The 16,839-nt window shown below is 61.0% G+C and carries 16 protein-coding genes; 11 read left to right on the top strand and 5 right to left on the bottom strand.

Annotation, left to right across the window (positions count from 1 at the left end; all coding sequences use genetic code 11):
• Positions 1-14 precede the first annotated feature (14 nt).
• Complete coding sequence (locus ACB028_RS09620; RefSeq protein ID WP_371144151.1) at positions 15-758, bottom strand: hypothetical protein; 744 nt, start codon at positions 756-758, stop codon at positions 15-17.
• A gap of 193 nt (positions 759-951) precedes the next feature.
• Between ACB028_RS09620 and potA the strand changes: the two genes are divergently transcribed.
• The 11 genes from potA to ACB028_RS09675 all read left to right on the top strand — a co-directional run bounded on the left by potA (position 952) and on the right by ACB028_RS09675 (position 13,066).
• A complete protein-coding gene (gene potA / locus ACB028_RS09625; RefSeq protein WP_371144152.1) occupies positions 952-2,055 on the top strand; it encodes a spermidine/putrescine ABC transporter ATP-binding protein PotA in 1,104 nt (367 codons plus the stop codon).
• Complete coding sequence (gene potB, locus ACB028_RS09630; protein WP_042026180.1) at positions 2,042-2,938, top strand: spermidine/putrescine ABC transporter permease PotB; 897 nt, start codon at positions 2,042-2,044, stop codon at positions 2,936-2,938. Before potA ends, potB begins: the two co-directional genes overlap by 14 nt.
• Positions 2,935-3,705 carry a spermidine/putrescine ABC transporter permease PotC gene (gene potC, locus ACB028_RS09635; protein WP_061477533.1) on the top strand — a complete coding sequence of 257 codons (771 nt, stop codon included), beginning with the start codon at positions 2,935-2,937 and terminating at the stop codon, positions 3,703-3,705. Before potB ends, potC begins: the two co-directional genes overlap by 4 nt.
• A 141-nt stretch (positions 3,706-3,846) precedes the next feature.
• Complete coding sequence (locus tag ACB028_RS09640) at positions 3,847-4,917, top strand: extracellular solute-binding protein (protein ID WP_371144153.1); 1,071 nt, start codon at positions 3,847-3,849, stop codon at positions 4,915-4,917.
• A gap of 224 nt (positions 4,918-5,141) precedes the next feature.
• Complete coding sequence (locus ACB028_RS09645; protein ID WP_371144154.1) at positions 5,142-6,773, top strand: phosphoethanolamine transferase; 1,632 nt, start codon at positions 5,142-5,144, stop codon at positions 6,771-6,773.
• A 394-nt stretch (positions 6,774-7,167) separates the two neighbouring features.
• Entirely contained in the window at positions 7,168-7,587 is a 420-nt protein-coding gene (gene rbsD / locus ACB028_RS09650) for a D-ribose pyranase (protein ID WP_201977714.1), read from the top strand.
• A 20-nt stretch (positions 7,588-7,607) separates the two neighbouring features.
• Positions 7,608-9,131: a ribose ABC transporter ATP-binding protein RbsA gene (gene rbsA / locus ACB028_RS09655; RefSeq protein ID WP_371144155.1), complete on the top strand. Its 1,524-nt coding sequence runs from the start codon at positions 7,608-7,610 to the stop codon at positions 9,129-9,131.
• Positions 9,131-10,099, top strand: coding sequence for a ribose ABC transporter permease (gene rbsC / locus ACB028_RS09660; RefSeq protein ID WP_042026171.1), 969 nt, complete (start codon positions 9,131-9,133; stop codon positions 10,097-10,099). Before rbsA ends, rbsC begins: the two co-directional genes overlap by 1 nt.
• A 35-nt stretch (positions 10,100-10,134) precedes the next feature.
• Positions 10,135-11,010: a ribose ABC transporter substrate-binding protein RbsB gene (gene rbsB, locus ACB028_RS09665; RefSeq protein ID WP_026458219.1), complete on the top strand. Its 876-nt coding sequence runs from the start codon at positions 10,135-10,137 to the stop codon at positions 11,008-11,010.
• A 113-nt stretch (positions 11,011-11,123) separates the two neighbouring features.
• Complete coding sequence (gene rbsK, locus ACB028_RS09670) at positions 11,124-12,056, top strand: ribokinase (RefSeq protein ID WP_201977725.1); 933 nt, start codon at positions 11,124-11,126, stop codon at positions 12,054-12,056.
• Positions 12,056-13,066, top strand: coding sequence for a substrate-binding domain-containing protein (locus ACB028_RS09675; RefSeq protein WP_201977727.1), 1,011 nt, complete (start codon positions 12,056-12,058; stop codon positions 13,064-13,066). Before rbsK ends, ACB028_RS09675 begins: the two co-directional genes overlap by 1 nt.
• 49 nt (positions 13,067-13,115) lie before the next feature.
• On the opposite strand, the gene ACB028_RS09680 is transcribed toward ACB028_RS09675, so the two are convergent.
• The 4 genes from ACB028_RS09680 to ACB028_RS09695 form a co-directional block, all read right to left on the bottom strand.
• Positions 13,116-14,771, bottom strand: coding sequence for a GGDEF domain-containing protein (locus tag ACB028_RS09680; protein ID WP_371144156.1), 1,656 nt, complete (start codon positions 14,769-14,771; stop codon positions 13,116-13,118).
• Positions 14,771-15,247 (bottom strand): hypothetical protein, encoded by a 477-nt coding sequence (locus ACB028_RS09685; RefSeq protein ID WP_371144157.1) that lies wholly within the window; start codon positions 15,245-15,247, stop codon positions 14,771-14,773. Before ACB028_RS09685 ends, ACB028_RS09680 begins: the two co-directional genes overlap by 1 nt.
• Positions 15,248-15,371: 124 nt before the next feature.
• The gene (gene cobB, locus ACB028_RS09690; RefSeq protein ID WP_061477530.1) at positions 15,372-16,145 is read right to left on the bottom strand and encodes a Sir2 family NAD+-dependent deacetylase; all 774 of its coding nucleotides are present in this window, start codon (positions 16,143-16,145) and stop codon (positions 15,372-15,374) included.
• 60 nt (positions 16,146-16,205) lie between these two features.
• On the bottom strand, positions 16,206-16,838 hold the full coding sequence (locus tag ACB028_RS09695) for a GNAT family N-acetyltransferase (protein WP_342009893.1): 633 nt from the start codon (positions 16,836-16,838) through the stop codon (positions 16,206-16,208).
• Position 16,839: the final 1 nt, after the last annotated feature.

Genomic DNA, 16,839 nt, shown 5'->3' on the forward strand with positions numbered 1-16,839 from the left:
AATATCCTTATGCATCATGCGTTGAAATGATCGGGCCCTTCCCGTTCGGTCACTTCATTGACCTCTACTGCCACGCCACACAGATCCCGATAGAGGATCCCCTTGCAGTTGAAGTAGAGAGGGGCCACCCAGATAAGTCCCAGCCCCATGGGGAGCAGGGCGAGAAACAGCAGCGCCGCCATGACGCCATGAAACAGCACCAGGCTGGGCCAGCCTCGCACAAATAGCCGCAGGGAAACCACAATGGCCTGCACTGGCGTCAATCCGCGCTCCAGCACCAGGGGCACGGTGAAGATAAGGCCCATGCCGATGAGAGCAGAAGGTACAAAAGAGAACACCACAGGCAAGCCGACCAACTCGAACAGCGGGCCAAACAGGCTGGTGAGCACGCTGCCGAGCAGGCTCAGCATGCCGAGGCGCACGAAGTGACGAAAAAAGTCGAACACCTGGTTGGCCCTGGCACGGACCCCCACCGACTGCTGCAGCCCCAGCATGTCCAGCGCGCTGGTCATGGGTGCCATGATGACGGTAATGAGCAGGCTCAGCACCATGGCCACGTTCATCTGCGCATCGTCACCGATATAGGGCACCAGCAACATGTTGCTGAGCAGGATCCAGATTGCCGTCACCCCGACGATGGCCAGCAGCAGACCAAATCCGGTGCGGCGGGTCTGTTGCCACCCCTCCTGGATCACCCCTTTCAGATCGAGGCGATAACCCTGGCTCAGGGACTGCTCCAAGGAGCCACCAATACGCATTTTGTTACTCAATTGACTATCCAACATCGAAAACGAACGAATCAGGTGGCACATTATAGCGGTTTGATCTGGTATTCGTAGCCGTTTTTCCTGTCCTGTTCGGGCTAAAAAGCCTTTAATTTCATGTGTCGGCTGCAATAGAATGCGACCCTTCTTTCAACACGATGGCCACTGGCTGGGGTGAGACTGGCGGATGATGAAAAACCAACAGGTAATTGTCGCGCTGAACAAGATCAGCAAACACTACGATGGCAAGGCGATTCTCAATGACCTTGACCTTGATATTTATGACGGGGAATTCCTCACGCTGCTGGGTCCCTCCGGCTGTGGCAAGACTACCTTGCTGCGCCTGCTGGCCGGGCTCGAATCGGTAGACGGTGGCACCATCCACTTGGCCGGGGACGAGATCACCCACATTCCCGCCGAACACAGACACATCAATACCGTGTTTCAGAGCTATGCGCTCTTTCCCCATATGACGGTGTTCGAAAACGTCGCCTTTGGCCTCGAGATGCAGAAGGTGCCGGCAAGCGAAATCCGCCAGCGGGTCGAGGAGACCCTGGCCATGGTGCAGCTCTCCGATCTGGCCAACCGCCGCCCAGATCAGCTCTCCGGCGGTCAGCAACAACGGGTTGCCATCGCCCGCGCCGTGGTCAACAAGCCACGCCTGCTGCTGCTCGATGAATCTCTCTCGGCGCTGGACTACAAGTTGCGCAAGCAGATGCAGACCGAACTGAAGGCACTGCAGCGCCGCCTCGGCATCACCTTCGTCTTCGTCACCCATGATCAGGAAGAGGCGCTTACCATGTCCGACCGCATCCTGGTGATGGAGGGGGGCAACATCATCCAGCGCGGCACCCCGCGCGACATCTACGAATCTCCGGCCAACCTGTTCGTTGCCCGCTTCATCGGCGAGATCAACGTGATGGATGGCACCCTGATCAGTCAGAGCGAACCCGGCGTCTGGCGCGCCGAGGTGGAAGGACGCGAGTGCCTGCTCCACACCGCCCTGCCCTTCAAGCCCGCCGACAAGGTATTGGTGCTGCTGCGCCCCGAAGATCTGCGCATTCTCGACAACGGGGACGATCAGGCTGGCGCACTGGCGGGCAAGATCTGCGAGCGCAACTACAAGGGCGCAACCCTGGACTCGGTGATCGAGCTCGAGAGCGGCAAGCAACTGCTGATCTCGGAGTTCTTCGACGAGGATGACCCGGATTTCGACTACCGGCTGGGCCAGGAGGTGGCCATCCACTGGGTCGACAGCTGGGAGGTAGTGCTGCCCTATGAACCTCACTAATTCACGCCGCGGCCGAGCTCCCCTGAGCTTTGCCCACAACGGTTTTCGCAACGGGGCCATCGCGCTGATCCTCGGCTGGCTGACTCTGTTCGTCTTCTTTCCGAACCTGATGATCCTCGGGGTCAGCTTCCTGACCCGGGACGAGTCGGCCCTCATCAGCCCGATCTTCACCTGGGGCAACTATGGCCGACTGCTGGAGCCCCTTTATTTTGAGGTGCTGCTCCACTCCCTGTGGCTGGCGCTGGTGGCCACCGCCATCTGTCTGCTGGTGGGTTACCCCTTTGCCTGGCTGCTGGCCCATCTGCCGAGCCGCATTCGCCCCCTGCTGCTGTTTCTGGTGGTGGTCCCCTTCTGGACCAACTCCCTCATCCGCACCTATGCCCTCAAGGTGCTGCTCAGCACCCGTGGCCTCATCAACGGCTGGTTGCTGGATCTGGGGCTCATCGAGCGGCCACTGCAGATGATGTACACCGAGGTGGCCGTCATCATCGGCCTGGTTTACGTGCTGCTCCCCTTCATGGTGCTGCCCCTCTATTCGAGCATCGAGAAGCTCGATGGCCGGCTGCTTGAAGCCGCGCGGGATCTGGGAGCAAACGGCTGGCAGCGGCTGCACCGTATCGTGCTGCCGCTCACCCTGCCCGGTATCATCGCAGGCTGCCTGCTGGTATTTCTGCCCGCCATGGGGATGTTCTATGTCTCCGATCTCTTGGGCGGCGCCAAGCACCTGCTGATCGGCAACCTCATCAAGACCCAGTTCCTCAACAGCCGTGACTGGCCCTTCGGCGCTGCCATCAGCGTGATGCTGACGGTGCTGATGGCCCTGTTGGTCTACTGCTACTGGCGAGCGGGCAAACTGCTGAGCAAGAAGGGGGAACTGGCATGATGCGCGCACTGAAAGCGGGATTTCTGCTGCTGGTGTTCACCTACCTCTATGTCCCCATAGGGGTGCTGATCGCCAACTCCTTCAACCTCTCCAAGTACGGCATCGACTGGCGCGGCTTTACCTGGAGCTGGTACGAGAAGCTCTTCGCCAGCGCCAGCCTGATGCAGGCGGCCCAGCACTCCCTGACCATCGCCGCCCTTAGCGCCACGTCGGCCACCCTGATCGGCACCCTCACCGCAGTGGCGCTGTTTCGCTATCGCTTCCGCGGCAAGCAGTATGTCAGCGGCATGCTGTTCGTGGTGATGATGTCCCCGGACATCGTGATGGCCATCTCGCTGCTCACCCTGTTCGTGGCTACCGGCGTTGCCCTGGGTTTCTGGTCCCTGCTCATCGCTCACATCACCTTCTGCCTGCCCTTCGTGGTCATCACCGTCTACTCGCGGCTGTGCGGCTTCGATGTGCGGATGCTGGAGGCGGCCCGGGATCTGGGGGCTGGCGAGGGGATCATCTTTCGCCGGATCATATTGCCGCTGGCCCTGCCGGCGGTGATGGCGGGCTGGCTACTCTCCTTCACCCTGTCCCTGGACGATGTGGTGGTGAGCTCCTTTGTCACCGGTCCGGCCTACGAGATCCTGCCCCTCAAGATCTACTCCATGGTCAAGGTGGGGGTCTCCCCCGAGGTCAACGCCCTGGCCACCCTGATGCTCATCGCCTCACTGGGGATGGTGCTGGTCGCCCAGTTGTTACTGCGCAAGCGGCAGGCATAGCCTGCCCGTTTGCTCGGCTTGTTTGCTGCGCCCCGGCGCAGCCCCTTTTCGCCACATGACGGCGTCACGCAGCAACACCGCTGGCGCAGGCGAACTCTGTCACGGTGGGCCGCAAGGCCCCATTACCTCAAGGAGTTTCTGATGACAATCAAGTACAAGGCGGGCGCCATGATGGCCGCCGCCCTCACCCTCTCCGCCCCGCTGCTGAGCACGCCGGTACAGGCCAGCGAAGACAAGGTGGTCTACTTCTACAACTGGTCGGAATACGTACCGGACGGTCTGCTGGAGCAGTTCCAGCAAGAGACCGGCATCAAGGTGATCTACTCCACCTATGAATCCAACGAAACCCTCTACGCCAAGCTGAAGACCCATGGCGACGGCTACGATGTGGTGGTGCCAAGCACCTATTTCATCTCCAAGATGGCCAAGGAGGGGATGCTGCAACCCCTCGACCGTGCCCAGTTGCCCAACTTCAAGCACCTGGACCCCACCCTGCTCAACCACGAGTACGACCCGGATAACCGCTACTCTGTCCCCTATATCTGGGGCGCCACCGGCATCGGCGTCAACAGCGAGATGATTAGCGAACCCGTCATCACCAGCTGGAAGCAGCTGTGGGCACCGGAGTGGAAAGAGAGCCTGCTGCTGATGGATGACGCCCGCGAGGTGTTCCATATCGCCCTGGTTCAGCTGGGTTACAGCCCCAACACCCAGGACAAGGCCCAGATCACTGAGGCGTTCGAGTACCTGAAAAAGCTGATGCCCAACGTCAAGGCGTTCAACTCCGACAACCCGGCCGACCCCTTCATCGCCGGTGAAGTGAACATCGGCATGCTGTGGAACGGCTCCGCCTACGGCGCCCAGCGCGAATACCCGGCCATCAAGATGACCTATCCGGAAGAGGGCGCCGTGCTGTGGATGGACAACCTGGCCATTCCCGCCAAGGCCAAACACGTGAAAGAGGCCCATGCCCTCATCAACTTCCTGATGCGCCCGGACGTGGCGGCCAAGGTGGCCGAAACCATCGGCTACCCGACCCCGGTCAAGGATGCCATCCCCCTGCTCTCTCCCGAGTTTCGTAACAATGCCATGGTCTTCCCAAGCGACGAGACCAAGCAAAAAGGGGTGTTCCAGTCCGATGTGGGGGACGCCTCCCAGCTCTACGAGCAGTATTTCCTGCAGCTCAAGGCCATGGTGGCCAACGCCAATTAAGTCCATTGCCCCCGGCCACGCCGGGGGTTTTTATGCTGTTTTCCCACCAAATCTGCCATGCCGTGCGCCACAGGCAAGCAATGCCAGCGTTAACGCCACATTCATAAACCACTTCGTATATCGGTAATCCACAGCGTCATTCACTGAAAATTGGCGACCATGCCAAGTGATCCGCTGCCGTTGTCGTGAATTCCATTTTCACCATCTGCGATCAGGATGCCTGTATGCCCTTTGTGATGGAAACAAGAGTTGTCCCCTTCATTGCCCTGCTGGCGGTCGTGTTTGCATGCCTGTTCAACTGGCCCATCTGGCTGCACTTGTATGACATTCTTTCCCAGCTGGAGCGCGTCAAGACGGGCTTTGTCATCTCGCTCCCCATCCTGCTGGTCACAGCGCTCAACTTCGTGTTTGTGCCATTCTCCATCCGCTATCTGCTCAAGCCTTTCTTCGCGCTCCTCTTCGTCATCAGCGCCATTGCCAGTTACACCATGCTCAAATATGGCGTCCAGTTTGATCAGACCATGATCCAGAACGTCTTCGAGACCAACCAGAGCGAAGCCCTGGCCTATGTCAGTACGCCCATCGTCGCCTGGGTGACGGTGACCGGCATCCTCCCCGCGATCGGCCTGTTTTTCATCAAGATCAACTATGCCAACCGCTGGTACAAAGGCCTCCTCGCTCGTGCCCTCTCCATGCTGGTCTCCTTGGCCATAGTGACAGCTATTGCCGCACTCTATTATCAGGATTACGTCTCGGTGGGTCGCAACAATTCGAGCCTCAAGCGTGAAATCGTGCCGGCCAACGTCGTCAACAGCACCACCAAATTTATCTACAAGCGCTTTCTGGTCGAGCCCATCCCCTTCACGACCCTGGGAGATGATGCCAAACGGACGGCCAGCTCGGCCAAACCTACCCTGATGTTTCTGGTATTGGGGGAAGCCGCCCGCAGCAAAAACTACTCGATGAATGGCTATGCAAGGGAGACCAATCCCTTTACCAGCAAGGCAGGTGGCGTCATCTCTTTCAGGCAGATGCGCTCTTGTGGCACAGCCACTGCCGTGTCGGTCCCCTGCATGTTCTCCAACATGGGGCGCGAGGAGTTTGACGGCAATCTGGCCCGAAACAGCGAGGGACTACTGGACGTATTGCAAAAGGCAGGCATCTCCATCTACTGGAAGGACAACAACAGCAACTGCAAAGGGGTCTGTGATCGGGTCCCGAATATCCAGATCCAGCCCACGACCAATCCCACTCTGTGCAAGGGCGGCACCTGTTACGACGAGGTACTGTTGCAGGGGCTGGATGATGAGGTGGCCAAGATGAAGGGGGACAAGATGCTCGCCTTTCACCTGCTTGGCAGTCATGGCCCCACCTACTACAAGCGCTACCCCAGTGAGCAGCGCAAGTTTGTGCCGGACTGTCCGCGCAGCGACATCGAGAACTGCACGACCGAACAGCTGGTCAATACCTATGACAACACCATCCGCTATGCCGACCTGGTGGTTGCCCGGCTGATTGCCAGACTCAAGCAGTATGAAGAGAAGTACAACACGGCGCTGATCTACCTCTCGGATCACGGCCAATCCCTCGGTGAAATGGGGCTCTATCTGCACTCGGCCCCGTACCGGATCGCTCCCGATGAACAGACTCGCATACCGATGCAGATCTGGATGTCGCCGGGCTTCATCAAGGAGAAGAAGCTGAACATCCGCTGCCTGCAGAAAAATGCCAACGCCACCCCCTACTCCCATGACAATCTGTTCTCGTCCATGCTGGGGATCTGGGACGTCAAGACGACCGTCTATGACAAGCGTCTCGATATTTTCAGTCCTTGCCGAACGACGCAGGCGCCCTGATCCTCCCTGCATCTGCACTGCCGCCCTTTCCATCGCCTCATCCATTTGCAAGAAAGTGAGCGGGAAACCTTGGCGACACAACACGAGGTCTGACTCGCCTGGCTTGCAAGGCGGTTTGGCACTGTCAGTTCCATAACCATCAAGGCTGGTTAACCTGCACGCCAGTTATCCAGCCCCTCGCCAACGGAGTTGCATCCATCAGGAAGCTTGGCCTCTGCTGGCACCCTTGCCGCCTTTTCTGTTGGCACCTTTGAGATCGTTTTCACATTTTTGCCCCATCGGGATGGCTCTTGGCACTCGAAAGGCCTATCTTTGCGCCACCACGCAACCGGTTGCGTAACCGGTTGCTTCAGACAAAAACAGATGGACAGGCCAAGACCTGACGAGGTGCTGTATGAAACGAGGCGTACTGCTCAATGCCCCCCTGAGTGCCCTGGTGGCACAGATGGGGCACACCGACGAGATCACCGTGTGCGATGCGGGCCTGCCCATCCCGGCAGGCCCCGAGCGCATCGATCTGGCGCTGATGGCGGGCACCCCCAGCCTCGAGACAGTGCTGGGCGCCCTGCTCACCGATCTGGTGGTGGAGAAGGTGATCATGGCGAGCGAGATCAAGCAGGTTAGCCCCGATGCTCACCAGGCCCTGCTTGAGCAGATCGAGGCCCACGCCATCAGCCAGGGCAAGCCCATCACCATCGAATACTGCCTGCACGAAGCGTTCAAGGCTCGCACTCGCCAGAGCAAGGCCATCGTGCGCAGTGGCGAGGTGACCCCCTACGCCAACCTGATCCTCTGCGCCGGTGTGGCGTTTTAAGCCCTTTCAAGGAATCAGCCATGAGTACAACCCCCTCGCCCATTCTGTCGCTCAGCGGGATCGTCAAGACCTTCCCCGGCGTGCGGGCGCTCGATGAGGCAGGCCTCAAGGTCTACCCGGGTCAGGTAATGGCCCTGCTCGGCGAAAACGGCGCCGGCAAGTCCACCCTGATGAAGGTGCTGACCGGCATCTATCAGGCCGACAGTGGCAGCATCAGTTATCGCGGCCAGCCGGTTCACTTCAAAGGGCCCCGCGACTCCCAGGATCAGGGGATCAGCATCATCCACCAGGAGCTGAACCTGCTGCCGGAGCTCTCCATTGCCGCCAACATCTTCCTTGGCCGCGAACCGCGCACCCGCTTTGGCAATATCGACCACAAGCAGCTGCGCGAACGTGCCGCCAGCCTGCTTGCTCGTCTCGGGGTCAAGCACGGCCCGGATACCCGACTCGGGAGTCTCTCCATCGGTGAACAGCAGATGGTTGAGATCGCCAAGGCGCTGTCGTTTGATGCCAGCGTCATCATCATGGACGAGCCCACCGATGCCCTGACCGACACCGAAACCGAGCAGTTGTTCAAGGTGATCCGCGAGCTGCGTGAGCAGGGCTGCGGCATCGTCTACATCTCCCACCGCCTCAAAGAGATCTTCGAAATTTGCGATCGGGTCACAGTGCTGCGCGATGGCAAATGGATCGGCGAGAAGGCAGTAAGCGAGCTCGATGAAGACAAGATCATCGAGATGATGGTGGGCCGCCGACTGGAGGAGCAGTACCCGCGTCTGGTGCGCGAGCTCGGCCCGGTCAGCCTGCAAGTGAAGGATCTTGCCGGCCCCGGCGTGCGCGGGGTGAGTTTCTCCCTGCGCCAGGGGGAGATCCTGGGCTTTAGCGGCCTAATGGGTTCCGGCCGCACCGAGCTGATGAAGCTCATCTATGGCGCCAGCCCCATCCACAATGGCGAGATCCGCATCGATGGCAACCCGCTGCGCCCCAAGAGCCCTGCCGATGGCCTCAAGGCCGGCATCGCCTACATCTCCGAGGATCGCAAGGGTGACGGCCTGGTGCTGGAACTGTCGGTGCGCGAGAACATGAGCCTGTGCGCCCTCGACGAGTTCAACAAGCGCGGGCGCATCGACGGCCAGGCCGAGCGTCAGGCGGTGAGCGACTATGTGCGCCTGTTCAACATCAAGACCCCCAGCAGTGAACAGCTCATCAAGCTGCTCTCCGGCGGCAACCAGCAGAAGGTGGCCATCGCCAAGGGGCTGCTGACCCGGCCCAAGGTGCTGATCCTGGACGAGCCGACCCGCGGCGTCGATGTGGGGGCCAAGAAAGAGATTTATCAGCTTATCAACCAGTTCAAGAAGGAGGGGATGAGCATCATTCTGGTCTCTTCCGAGATGCCGGAAGTGCTCGGCATGAGCGATCGCATCATGGTGATGCACGAAGGGCGCATCAGCGCAGAGTTCAACACCGAGGGCGCCAATCAGGAGAAATTGATGGCGGCGGCAGTCGGTAAACAGTGGCAAGCAGAGCAAGAGGCAGCACAATAATGACAACTCAAACCCTTCCCCGCCGCGGCGTCATGAGCAAGGCATGGTGGATCGAGAACAAATCCCTGGTCGCCCTGCTGGTGCTGATCGGCGTGGTCTCCTTCCTGAGCCCCAACTTCTTCACCGCCGACAACTTGCTCAACATCCTGCGCCAGACCTCGGTCAACGCCATCATCGCGGTCGGCATGACGCTGGTTATCCTGACCGGGGGTATTGATCTGTCGGTCGGCTCGGTGCTGGCCCTGTGCGGCGCCCTGGCGGCCAGCATGGTGGCCATGGATCTGCCAATCTGGATGGTGATCCCCTTCACCCTGATCGCCGGCACCCTGCTCGGCGGGATCAGCGGTCTCATCATCGCCAAGGGCAAGGTGCAGGCCTTCATCGCCACCCTGGTCACCATGACCGCCCTGCGCGGCGTGACCATGGTCTACACCGAGGGTCGCCCCATCTCCACCGGCTTTAGCGACGGCGCCGATCACTTCGCCTGGCTCGGTACCGGCTACCTGTTCGGCCTGCCGGTGCCCATCTGGTTGATGGCCATCGTCTTTCTGCTGGCCTGGTTCATGCTCAACCACACACGCCTGGGTCGCTACATCTATGCCCTGGGCGGCAACGAGTCCGCCACCCGCCTCTCCGGCATCAATGTGGATCGGGTGAAGCTCGCGGTATATGGTCTGTGCGGCGCCCTGGCAGCCCTGGCCGGCCTTATCGTCACCTCCCGTCTCTCTTCGGCCCAACCGACCGCCGGCATGGGTTACGAGCTGGATGCCATCGCCGCCGTGGTGCTGGGTGGTACCAGCCTGATGGGGGGCAAGGGGCGCATCATGGGAACGCTGATCGGTGCCCTCATCATCGGTTTCCTCAACAACGCTCTCAACTTGCTCGATGTCAGCTCCTATTACCAGATGATCGCCAAGGCCAGCGTGATCTTGCTTGCCGTGATGATCGATAACAAAAGCAACCGTTGATAACACTAGCCACGCCACACACAAGGAATGAAATGATGAAAAAGCTCAATACCCTGCTCGCTGCCGCCATCATGTCCGTGCTGGGCACCGCCCACGCCGCCGACAACACCCTGGCCATGGTGGTCTCCACCCTCAACAACCCCTTCTTCGTCACCATGAAGGAGGGCGCCGAGGCCAAAGCCAAGGAGCTTGGCTACGAGCTGGTGGTGCTGGATTCCCAGAATGACCCGGCCAAAGAGCTCTCCAACATGGAAGATCTCACCGTGCGCAAGGTCAATGCCATCCTGATCAACCCGACCGATTCCGAGGCCGTGGGCAACGCCATCCGTCTGGCCAACCGGGCCAACATCCCGGTGTTGACCCTCGACCGCGGCGCCGCGCAGGGTGAGGTCAAGGCCCACATCGCCTCCGACAACGTGGCCGGTGGCAAGCTGGCCGGTGATTTCATCACCGAGAAACTGGGCCCGGGTGCCAAGGTTATTCAACTGGAAGGGATCGCCGGTACCTCCGCCGCCCGTGACCGCGGCGAAGGCTTCGCCCTGGCCGTGGCCGCCAACAAGCTGGAGGTGCTCGCCTCCCAACCCGCCGATTTTGATCGCACCAAGGGTCTGAACGTCATGGAAAACCTGCTGGCCGCCCACCCGGGCGTACAGGCGGTGTTTGCCCAGAATGACGAGATGGCGCTGGGTGCCATCCGCGCCGTGCAGGCCGCCGGCAAAGAGGTGATGATCGTCGGCTTCGACGGCACCGACGATGGCAAGGCTGCCGTGGCCAAGGGTAAACTGGCCGCTACCGTAGCCCAGCAACCGGCGCTCATCGGTGCCATCGGCGTGGAAACCGCCGACAAGGTGCTCAAGGGCCAGCCGGTGGAGAAATCCATCCCGGTACCACTGCAGGTGGTCACCAAGTAAGCGCGTCAAGTAAACGGATGGGGGGAGGATCGCCTCCCCCTTCCCTCGGTGTCTCTCGGCCTGGGCTCACGCCCACCTGATCCCCAGGCCAAGATGCATCAGGAGTAGTCAACATGAATCGTCTCGTCGTTCTGGGCAGTGTCAATGCAGATCATGTACTGCGCGTTCCCCACTTTCCCCGCCCCGGAGAAACCCTGACCGGCCACAGCTACCAGGTGGTGCCGGGTGGCAAGGGAGCCAACCAGGCGGTCGCCGCCGCCCGCCTCGGCGCCAGCGTCTCCTTTATCGCCCGTATCGGCGACGATGCCATCGGTCGGCAGATGCGTCAGGGCTTTGCGCAGGACGGAATTGACGTCAGCGCGGTGGAGCTCGACGACAAGCTCCCCACCGGCATCGCCATCATCTATGTGAGTGATGAGGGGGAGAACAGCATCGGCATCTCCGCCGAGGCCAACGGAGCCCTCTCCCCGGCTGTGGTAAAACGCCATGAAACCATGATCGCCGATGCCCACACCCTGCTGTTGCAACTGGAAGTGCCGCTCGAGAGCGTATTTGAAGCCGCCCGCCTGGCCCGCGCCCATGGCACCCGGGTGGTGCTCAACCCGGCGCCCGCCCGGCCCCTCGCGGCCGAGCTGCTGGCACTGGTGGATCTCATCACCCCCAACCAGACCGAAGCCGAGCTGCTGACCGGGGTCAAGGTGAGCGATGAGGCGAGCGCCCGCGAGGCGGCCAATCGCTTCCACCAGATGGGTATTTCGGAGGTGATGATCACCTTAGGCTCGCAAGGGGTCTATTGCAGCAACGCCCAGCAGCAACAACTCATTCCGGGCTTTCGGGTCGAGGCGGTGGACACCACGGCAGCCGGGGATACCTTCAACGGTGCCCTGCTGGCCGCCCAGCTCGCCGGGGCCGATTTCAACGGCGCGGTACGCTTTGCTCATGGCGCGGCGGCGCTTTCCGTCACCAAATTCGGCGCCCAGAGCTCCATTCCCGGCAAGCAGGAGGTCGACACCTTCCTGCAGGCCCAAGCAGCGCAGGGGCACTGATGGCCAATATCAAGGAGGTGGCGGCGCTGGCGGGGGTGTCAACCACCACCGTCTCCCACGTCATCAACGAGACCCGTTTCGTGAGTGATACGACCCGGGAGCGGGTCTTTGCCGCCATGCGCGATCTCAACTACGCCCCGAGCCTGGTGGCCCGCAGCCTCAAGGTGAAAGAGACCAACAGTATCGGCATGCTGGTGACCACCTCCAGCAACCCCTTCTTCGCCGAAGTGGTGCGCGGGGTGGAACGCTACTGCTTCGAACAGGGCTACAACCTGATGCTGGGCAACACAGAAGGACAGGCCGAAACTGCCCTCTCCTACCTCAAGATGATGCTGCGCAAGCGGGTGGATGGCCTGCTTATCATGTGCAGCGAGGGGCAGCAGGAGGTGTTCAACCAGCTCGACTGGCTCAAGAGCCTGCCGGTGGTGGTGATGGACTGGGGCATGGATAGCCGGGAGGTGGATCTTATCGCCGACAACTCCCATCGCGGCGGTTACCTGGCAACCCGCCACCTGATCGAACTTGGCCACACTGCCATCGGCTGCATCACAGGCCCCCACAACCGCGCCCCCGCCAACCAGCGTCAGGCGGGGTTCGAGCAGGCGATGCAAGAAGCGGGGCTCACCGTCAACCCGGCCTGGATCCAGGAGGGTGACTTTGACTGTGCCAGCGGCCATCAGGCCATGAGACGTCTGCTGGCGCAACCTTCGCGCCCCACTGCCCTGTTTGTCTGCAACGACATGATGGCGATGGGAGCCATCAGTGCCGCCCATCAGGCTGGGCTGCACATACCCCGCGATCTCTCCATCGTCGGTTATGACAACGTGGCGCTGGCAGAATTTATGTCACCGCCCCTCACCACCATCAACCAACCCAAGGAGGAGCTGGGACGCCTCGCCGTCACTCGCCTGCTGGCGCGGATCAATGGAGAACAGGTGGAAAACAGGATGATCACGGTCGAGCCGGATCTGGTGATCAGAACCTCCTGCGCCCCTCCCCCCAAGGCCTGAACCGACACGTTCGCAGAGACAACAAGGGCGACCCCGGGGTCGCCCTTTGTCATGGATTTGCCGGGTTGTTTGCCTCGGGCGTATCGACCGGACGCAGCCACTGCAATCCCAGTCGATTGGCCAGCGGCTGCAACAAATCGCCGTGGGTTGCAGGCTCAGGCAACCAGTAGCGTACCGGCCAGCCAGCCGCCAGCGTGGCGGGCGTGCTGGAGCCCAGTTCTGCGAGGGCCAGCACGCAGCCGCAAGCTTGCACCCGCGCCAGCAGCGCCGCCTCCTTTTGCAGGGTGGGCACTCGCAGCACGAGGGGGTTTGGGAGCACATCCGGCAGATAAGCCAGCAGATGAGCCAACTGCACCTGATTATCCAGCGCCACCAGCCGTGACTCGCCCTCACTCGCCGCCGTGTCATCCTCTTGCAGCAACCGGGCCATGACGGGCCCAAGCAGTCCCCCCTCCTGCAACCAGCTCACCTCACAGGGAGCCAGACTCTCCTGCCAGCGAAGGGACCACTGCCACAAACGCTCCCCCTGCTCACTGCACAGCGCCAGCCTGTCGATCAGCAAGGGGCAAGGCGCCTCGTCGGCCAGCCAGTCGCGCAATCGCTGGGCCTGCTGCTGGTTCAGCATCAGCTGTTGCTGCATGCCGGGCTGGTACCAGACTGGCTCGCTGCTGCCATCTCGCTTGGCCTGATTGAGGGCGAGGATGGCCTGATCGAGCAGGCGCACGGGATCCTGCGGTGGCAACACCTCAGACCCACCCAGCCTGCAGGCGAGATCGAAACGGCTCTCCCGGGTCACGAATTCGAAGTGAAGCAGCGCCATCAGATCGCGGATCTGCACCGCCAGCGGCTGCTTGCCGGCGGTCAAGATCACCGCAAACTCGTCACCGCCCAGCCGGTAGGCATTCCCCTGATGGGCCTGCTGCAGCTTGCTGGCCACCGTTTGCAACAGCCGATCGCCCACCTGATAACCGAGCAGATCGTTGACCTGCTTGAAGCGCTTGAGATCGAGTACCACCAGCGCCAGTACGCCGGGGGTTTGCAGGGCGCGCGCCAGCTCCTCCTGCAGTGCCCGACGATTGCCGAGCCGGGTCAGGGGATCGCTCAAGGAGAGACGCCGGTTCTGCAAATTGGCCCGGATCAGGGCATAGACCAGCACGCCACCGGTCGCCAGCAGGACGAGCTGCCAGATCTGCAGCCAGAACAGGGTATCGCGGATCTGGTTGACCGACGCCTCCCGCTCCTGGCCGGAGAGAATGTGTTCGCCTATCTGTTCAATCTGGCGGGTCTGCTCGCCCATCTGAGCCAGCAAGATGTCAAACTCCCGCCAAGGCACTGTCCCACCATCCATCAGGGGCTCGAGCTGTTTGAGCTGCTCGAACAGCCGGGCGACATGCCTGCCCAATCCATAGCGCTCCCGAACCTCGGCGGTCTCGCTGCCGATAAGGAAGATATCGAGCCGGTTCCACAGCAGATCGTAATGAAGGCTCAGGGTCTCCATCTCCAGCCGGCCTGCCCGATAGAGGCGCAGATCGAAGAGAAAGCGCTGGGACTCCAGCATCACCTGGCTGATGTTCCAGTGGACATTGCGGTAGTAGGTATCGAGCAGCTGATCCTGTTTGTGCTGCAGATAGAGGCCGCAACCGGAGGAGATCAGAAACAGCAGGATAATGGCGATCAGCAATCCATTGTGGCGTCGACGCCCCATCAGCGGATCACCTCGATGCGGTTCACCTGCCACACCATGTTGTTGTGGATGGCCGGCACGTCCAGCTTGGGATAGTCGGAAAAGGGGATCAGCAGCCAGAGCGGCCCCTTGTTGCGCCGGGTCAGCGGTTTGTCATCCTCATGGCGGACCAGGGTCAGGGGCACCCCGTCAAACAGGGCGAGATCCACCTCCTGCTGATAACCGTTGAGAGCCGATACGGCGATCTTGCGGGCTTGTGGCACTCCTTGTGCAGCCAGCACGGTCGTCAGGGTCGGACCGCGATAGCGATGAGTGCCTCGGGTCCAGGGGGTCACGGTCTGAAATTCGGTCTGCGGCAGCGTCGCCAGGTCGGTTTCATTGAGCTGACGCTGCTGGCCATCCGGCAACACCAGCGTTATCAGGGGGGAAGCGGCCGATACACAGGCACTGGCCAGTGCCAGGAGGATAAAAGCACTCCATTGCTTCATTCTATTCATGATTATTGCGCCAACTAGATCCCATCATTTGGCTGTCAGTGTGGCGACTTCAATGAGCCATTGCAACTGTAGATATTGTAATCAAGATGGATTTTTCCCTTCCCCTACAAGTAGTTCCGAAACGTCAGGAGCCACGCATCTCCATCCAGTTGTGTCCATCCACTATCCTGGGCTGATGGATGCCACACGCCTCGAGCAACTCGTCCACATAGGCGGGTACCAGCAGGGATGCCGGACCATAACGCTTCTCGTCAAACTGACTGCCCACCTCGCTCGGCTCCAGGTTGAGCTCTATGGTATGGGCGCCGTTCAAACCCGCCTCATGCACGAAACCAGCAGCAGGATAGACGGCGCCGGACGTGCCGATGGAGATGAAGAGATCACACTGGGCCAGGGCGCTGTAGATGCGATCCAGCCCCAGCGGCATCTCGCCAAACCAGACTACGTGCGGGCGCAGCGGCTGGGGAAACTGGCAGCAGGAGCAGAGTTCGTGCTGAGACAGATCGCCGCGCCACTCGATCACCTGCCCCGATTCGGGGCAACGCGCCTTAAGCAGCTCGCCATGCATATGGATAAGGTTCTTGCTGCCCGCGCTCTCGTGCAGGTTGTCGATATTCTGGGTCACCAGGGTCACCGACCCCGGGAAGAGGCGCTCGAGCCTAGCCAGGGCATAATGGGCAGGATTGGGATGAACCTGGGGTTGCTGCAGTTGCTTGCGGCGGGAGTTGTAGAAGTGTTGCACCAGTTCCGGATCCCGGGCATAGCCTTCCGGCGTCGCCACGTCTTCCACCCTGTGCTCCTCCCACAGACCGTCGCAGGCACGGAAGGTCTTGATCCCGGATTCGGCAGAGATCCCGGCACCGGTCAGGATCACTATATGTTTGAACGTCTGTCCCATGACATCTTCCTTTTCATCCCTGCTCATAGCTGTGACCTTAGCACAGGGGAAAATGGGGCTCTATTCGCCCTTGGTATTAAGGGCGTGAACGGGGAGCCACTCATCCAGCACGCTGAGATCCAGCCTGACGAACACCAGCTCGCGCCCCGTAACCAGGGTCAGGGGCAACCCCAATCGCTTGAGCAGGGTCAGCATGGGGCGGTTCTGGGCCAGCACCTCGGCCACCCACTCCCGGATCCCTTCCGACCTGGCAAGCAGGGCCAATGCCAGCAGGATGCGCCTGCCCGCCCCCCTGTGCTGGAAATGATCCGCCACAATGCAGGAAAACTCGGCTCGCTCCGGATGGCGGTGACGACGGATGGATTGGGCCTGGGCCAGCGGACGACCATCCTGCGCTGTGAGCAGCAGCGAGATCTGGCGGGCCGGATCGTAATGAAGAAACGCCGCGACCTGATCGGGTGGCGGTGCCAGCTTGGGACGCATGAAACGCAGATAGACGCTCTCTTCGCTAAGGGCATCGTAGGCCGCCAGCATGCTGGCAGGCTCGACGCCCCGCAGCTCACGCAGCTGGCAAGGCTCCTCTGCAATCGTCATCGCGACGGGCAGATCGGCACGGGAGTGCGGAGTGTGCCATCCCGCCAACCCCTTCTCCAGACGTTCCCTGTGCATCGGCCAGCAAAGATAACGAGCCATG

Origin of the sequence: Aeromonas sp. S9(2024), assembly GCF_041403185.1 — a bacterium.
Lineage (GTDB): Bacteria > Pseudomonadota > Gammaproteobacteria > Enterobacterales > Aeromonadaceae > Aeromonas > Aeromonas enteropelogenes.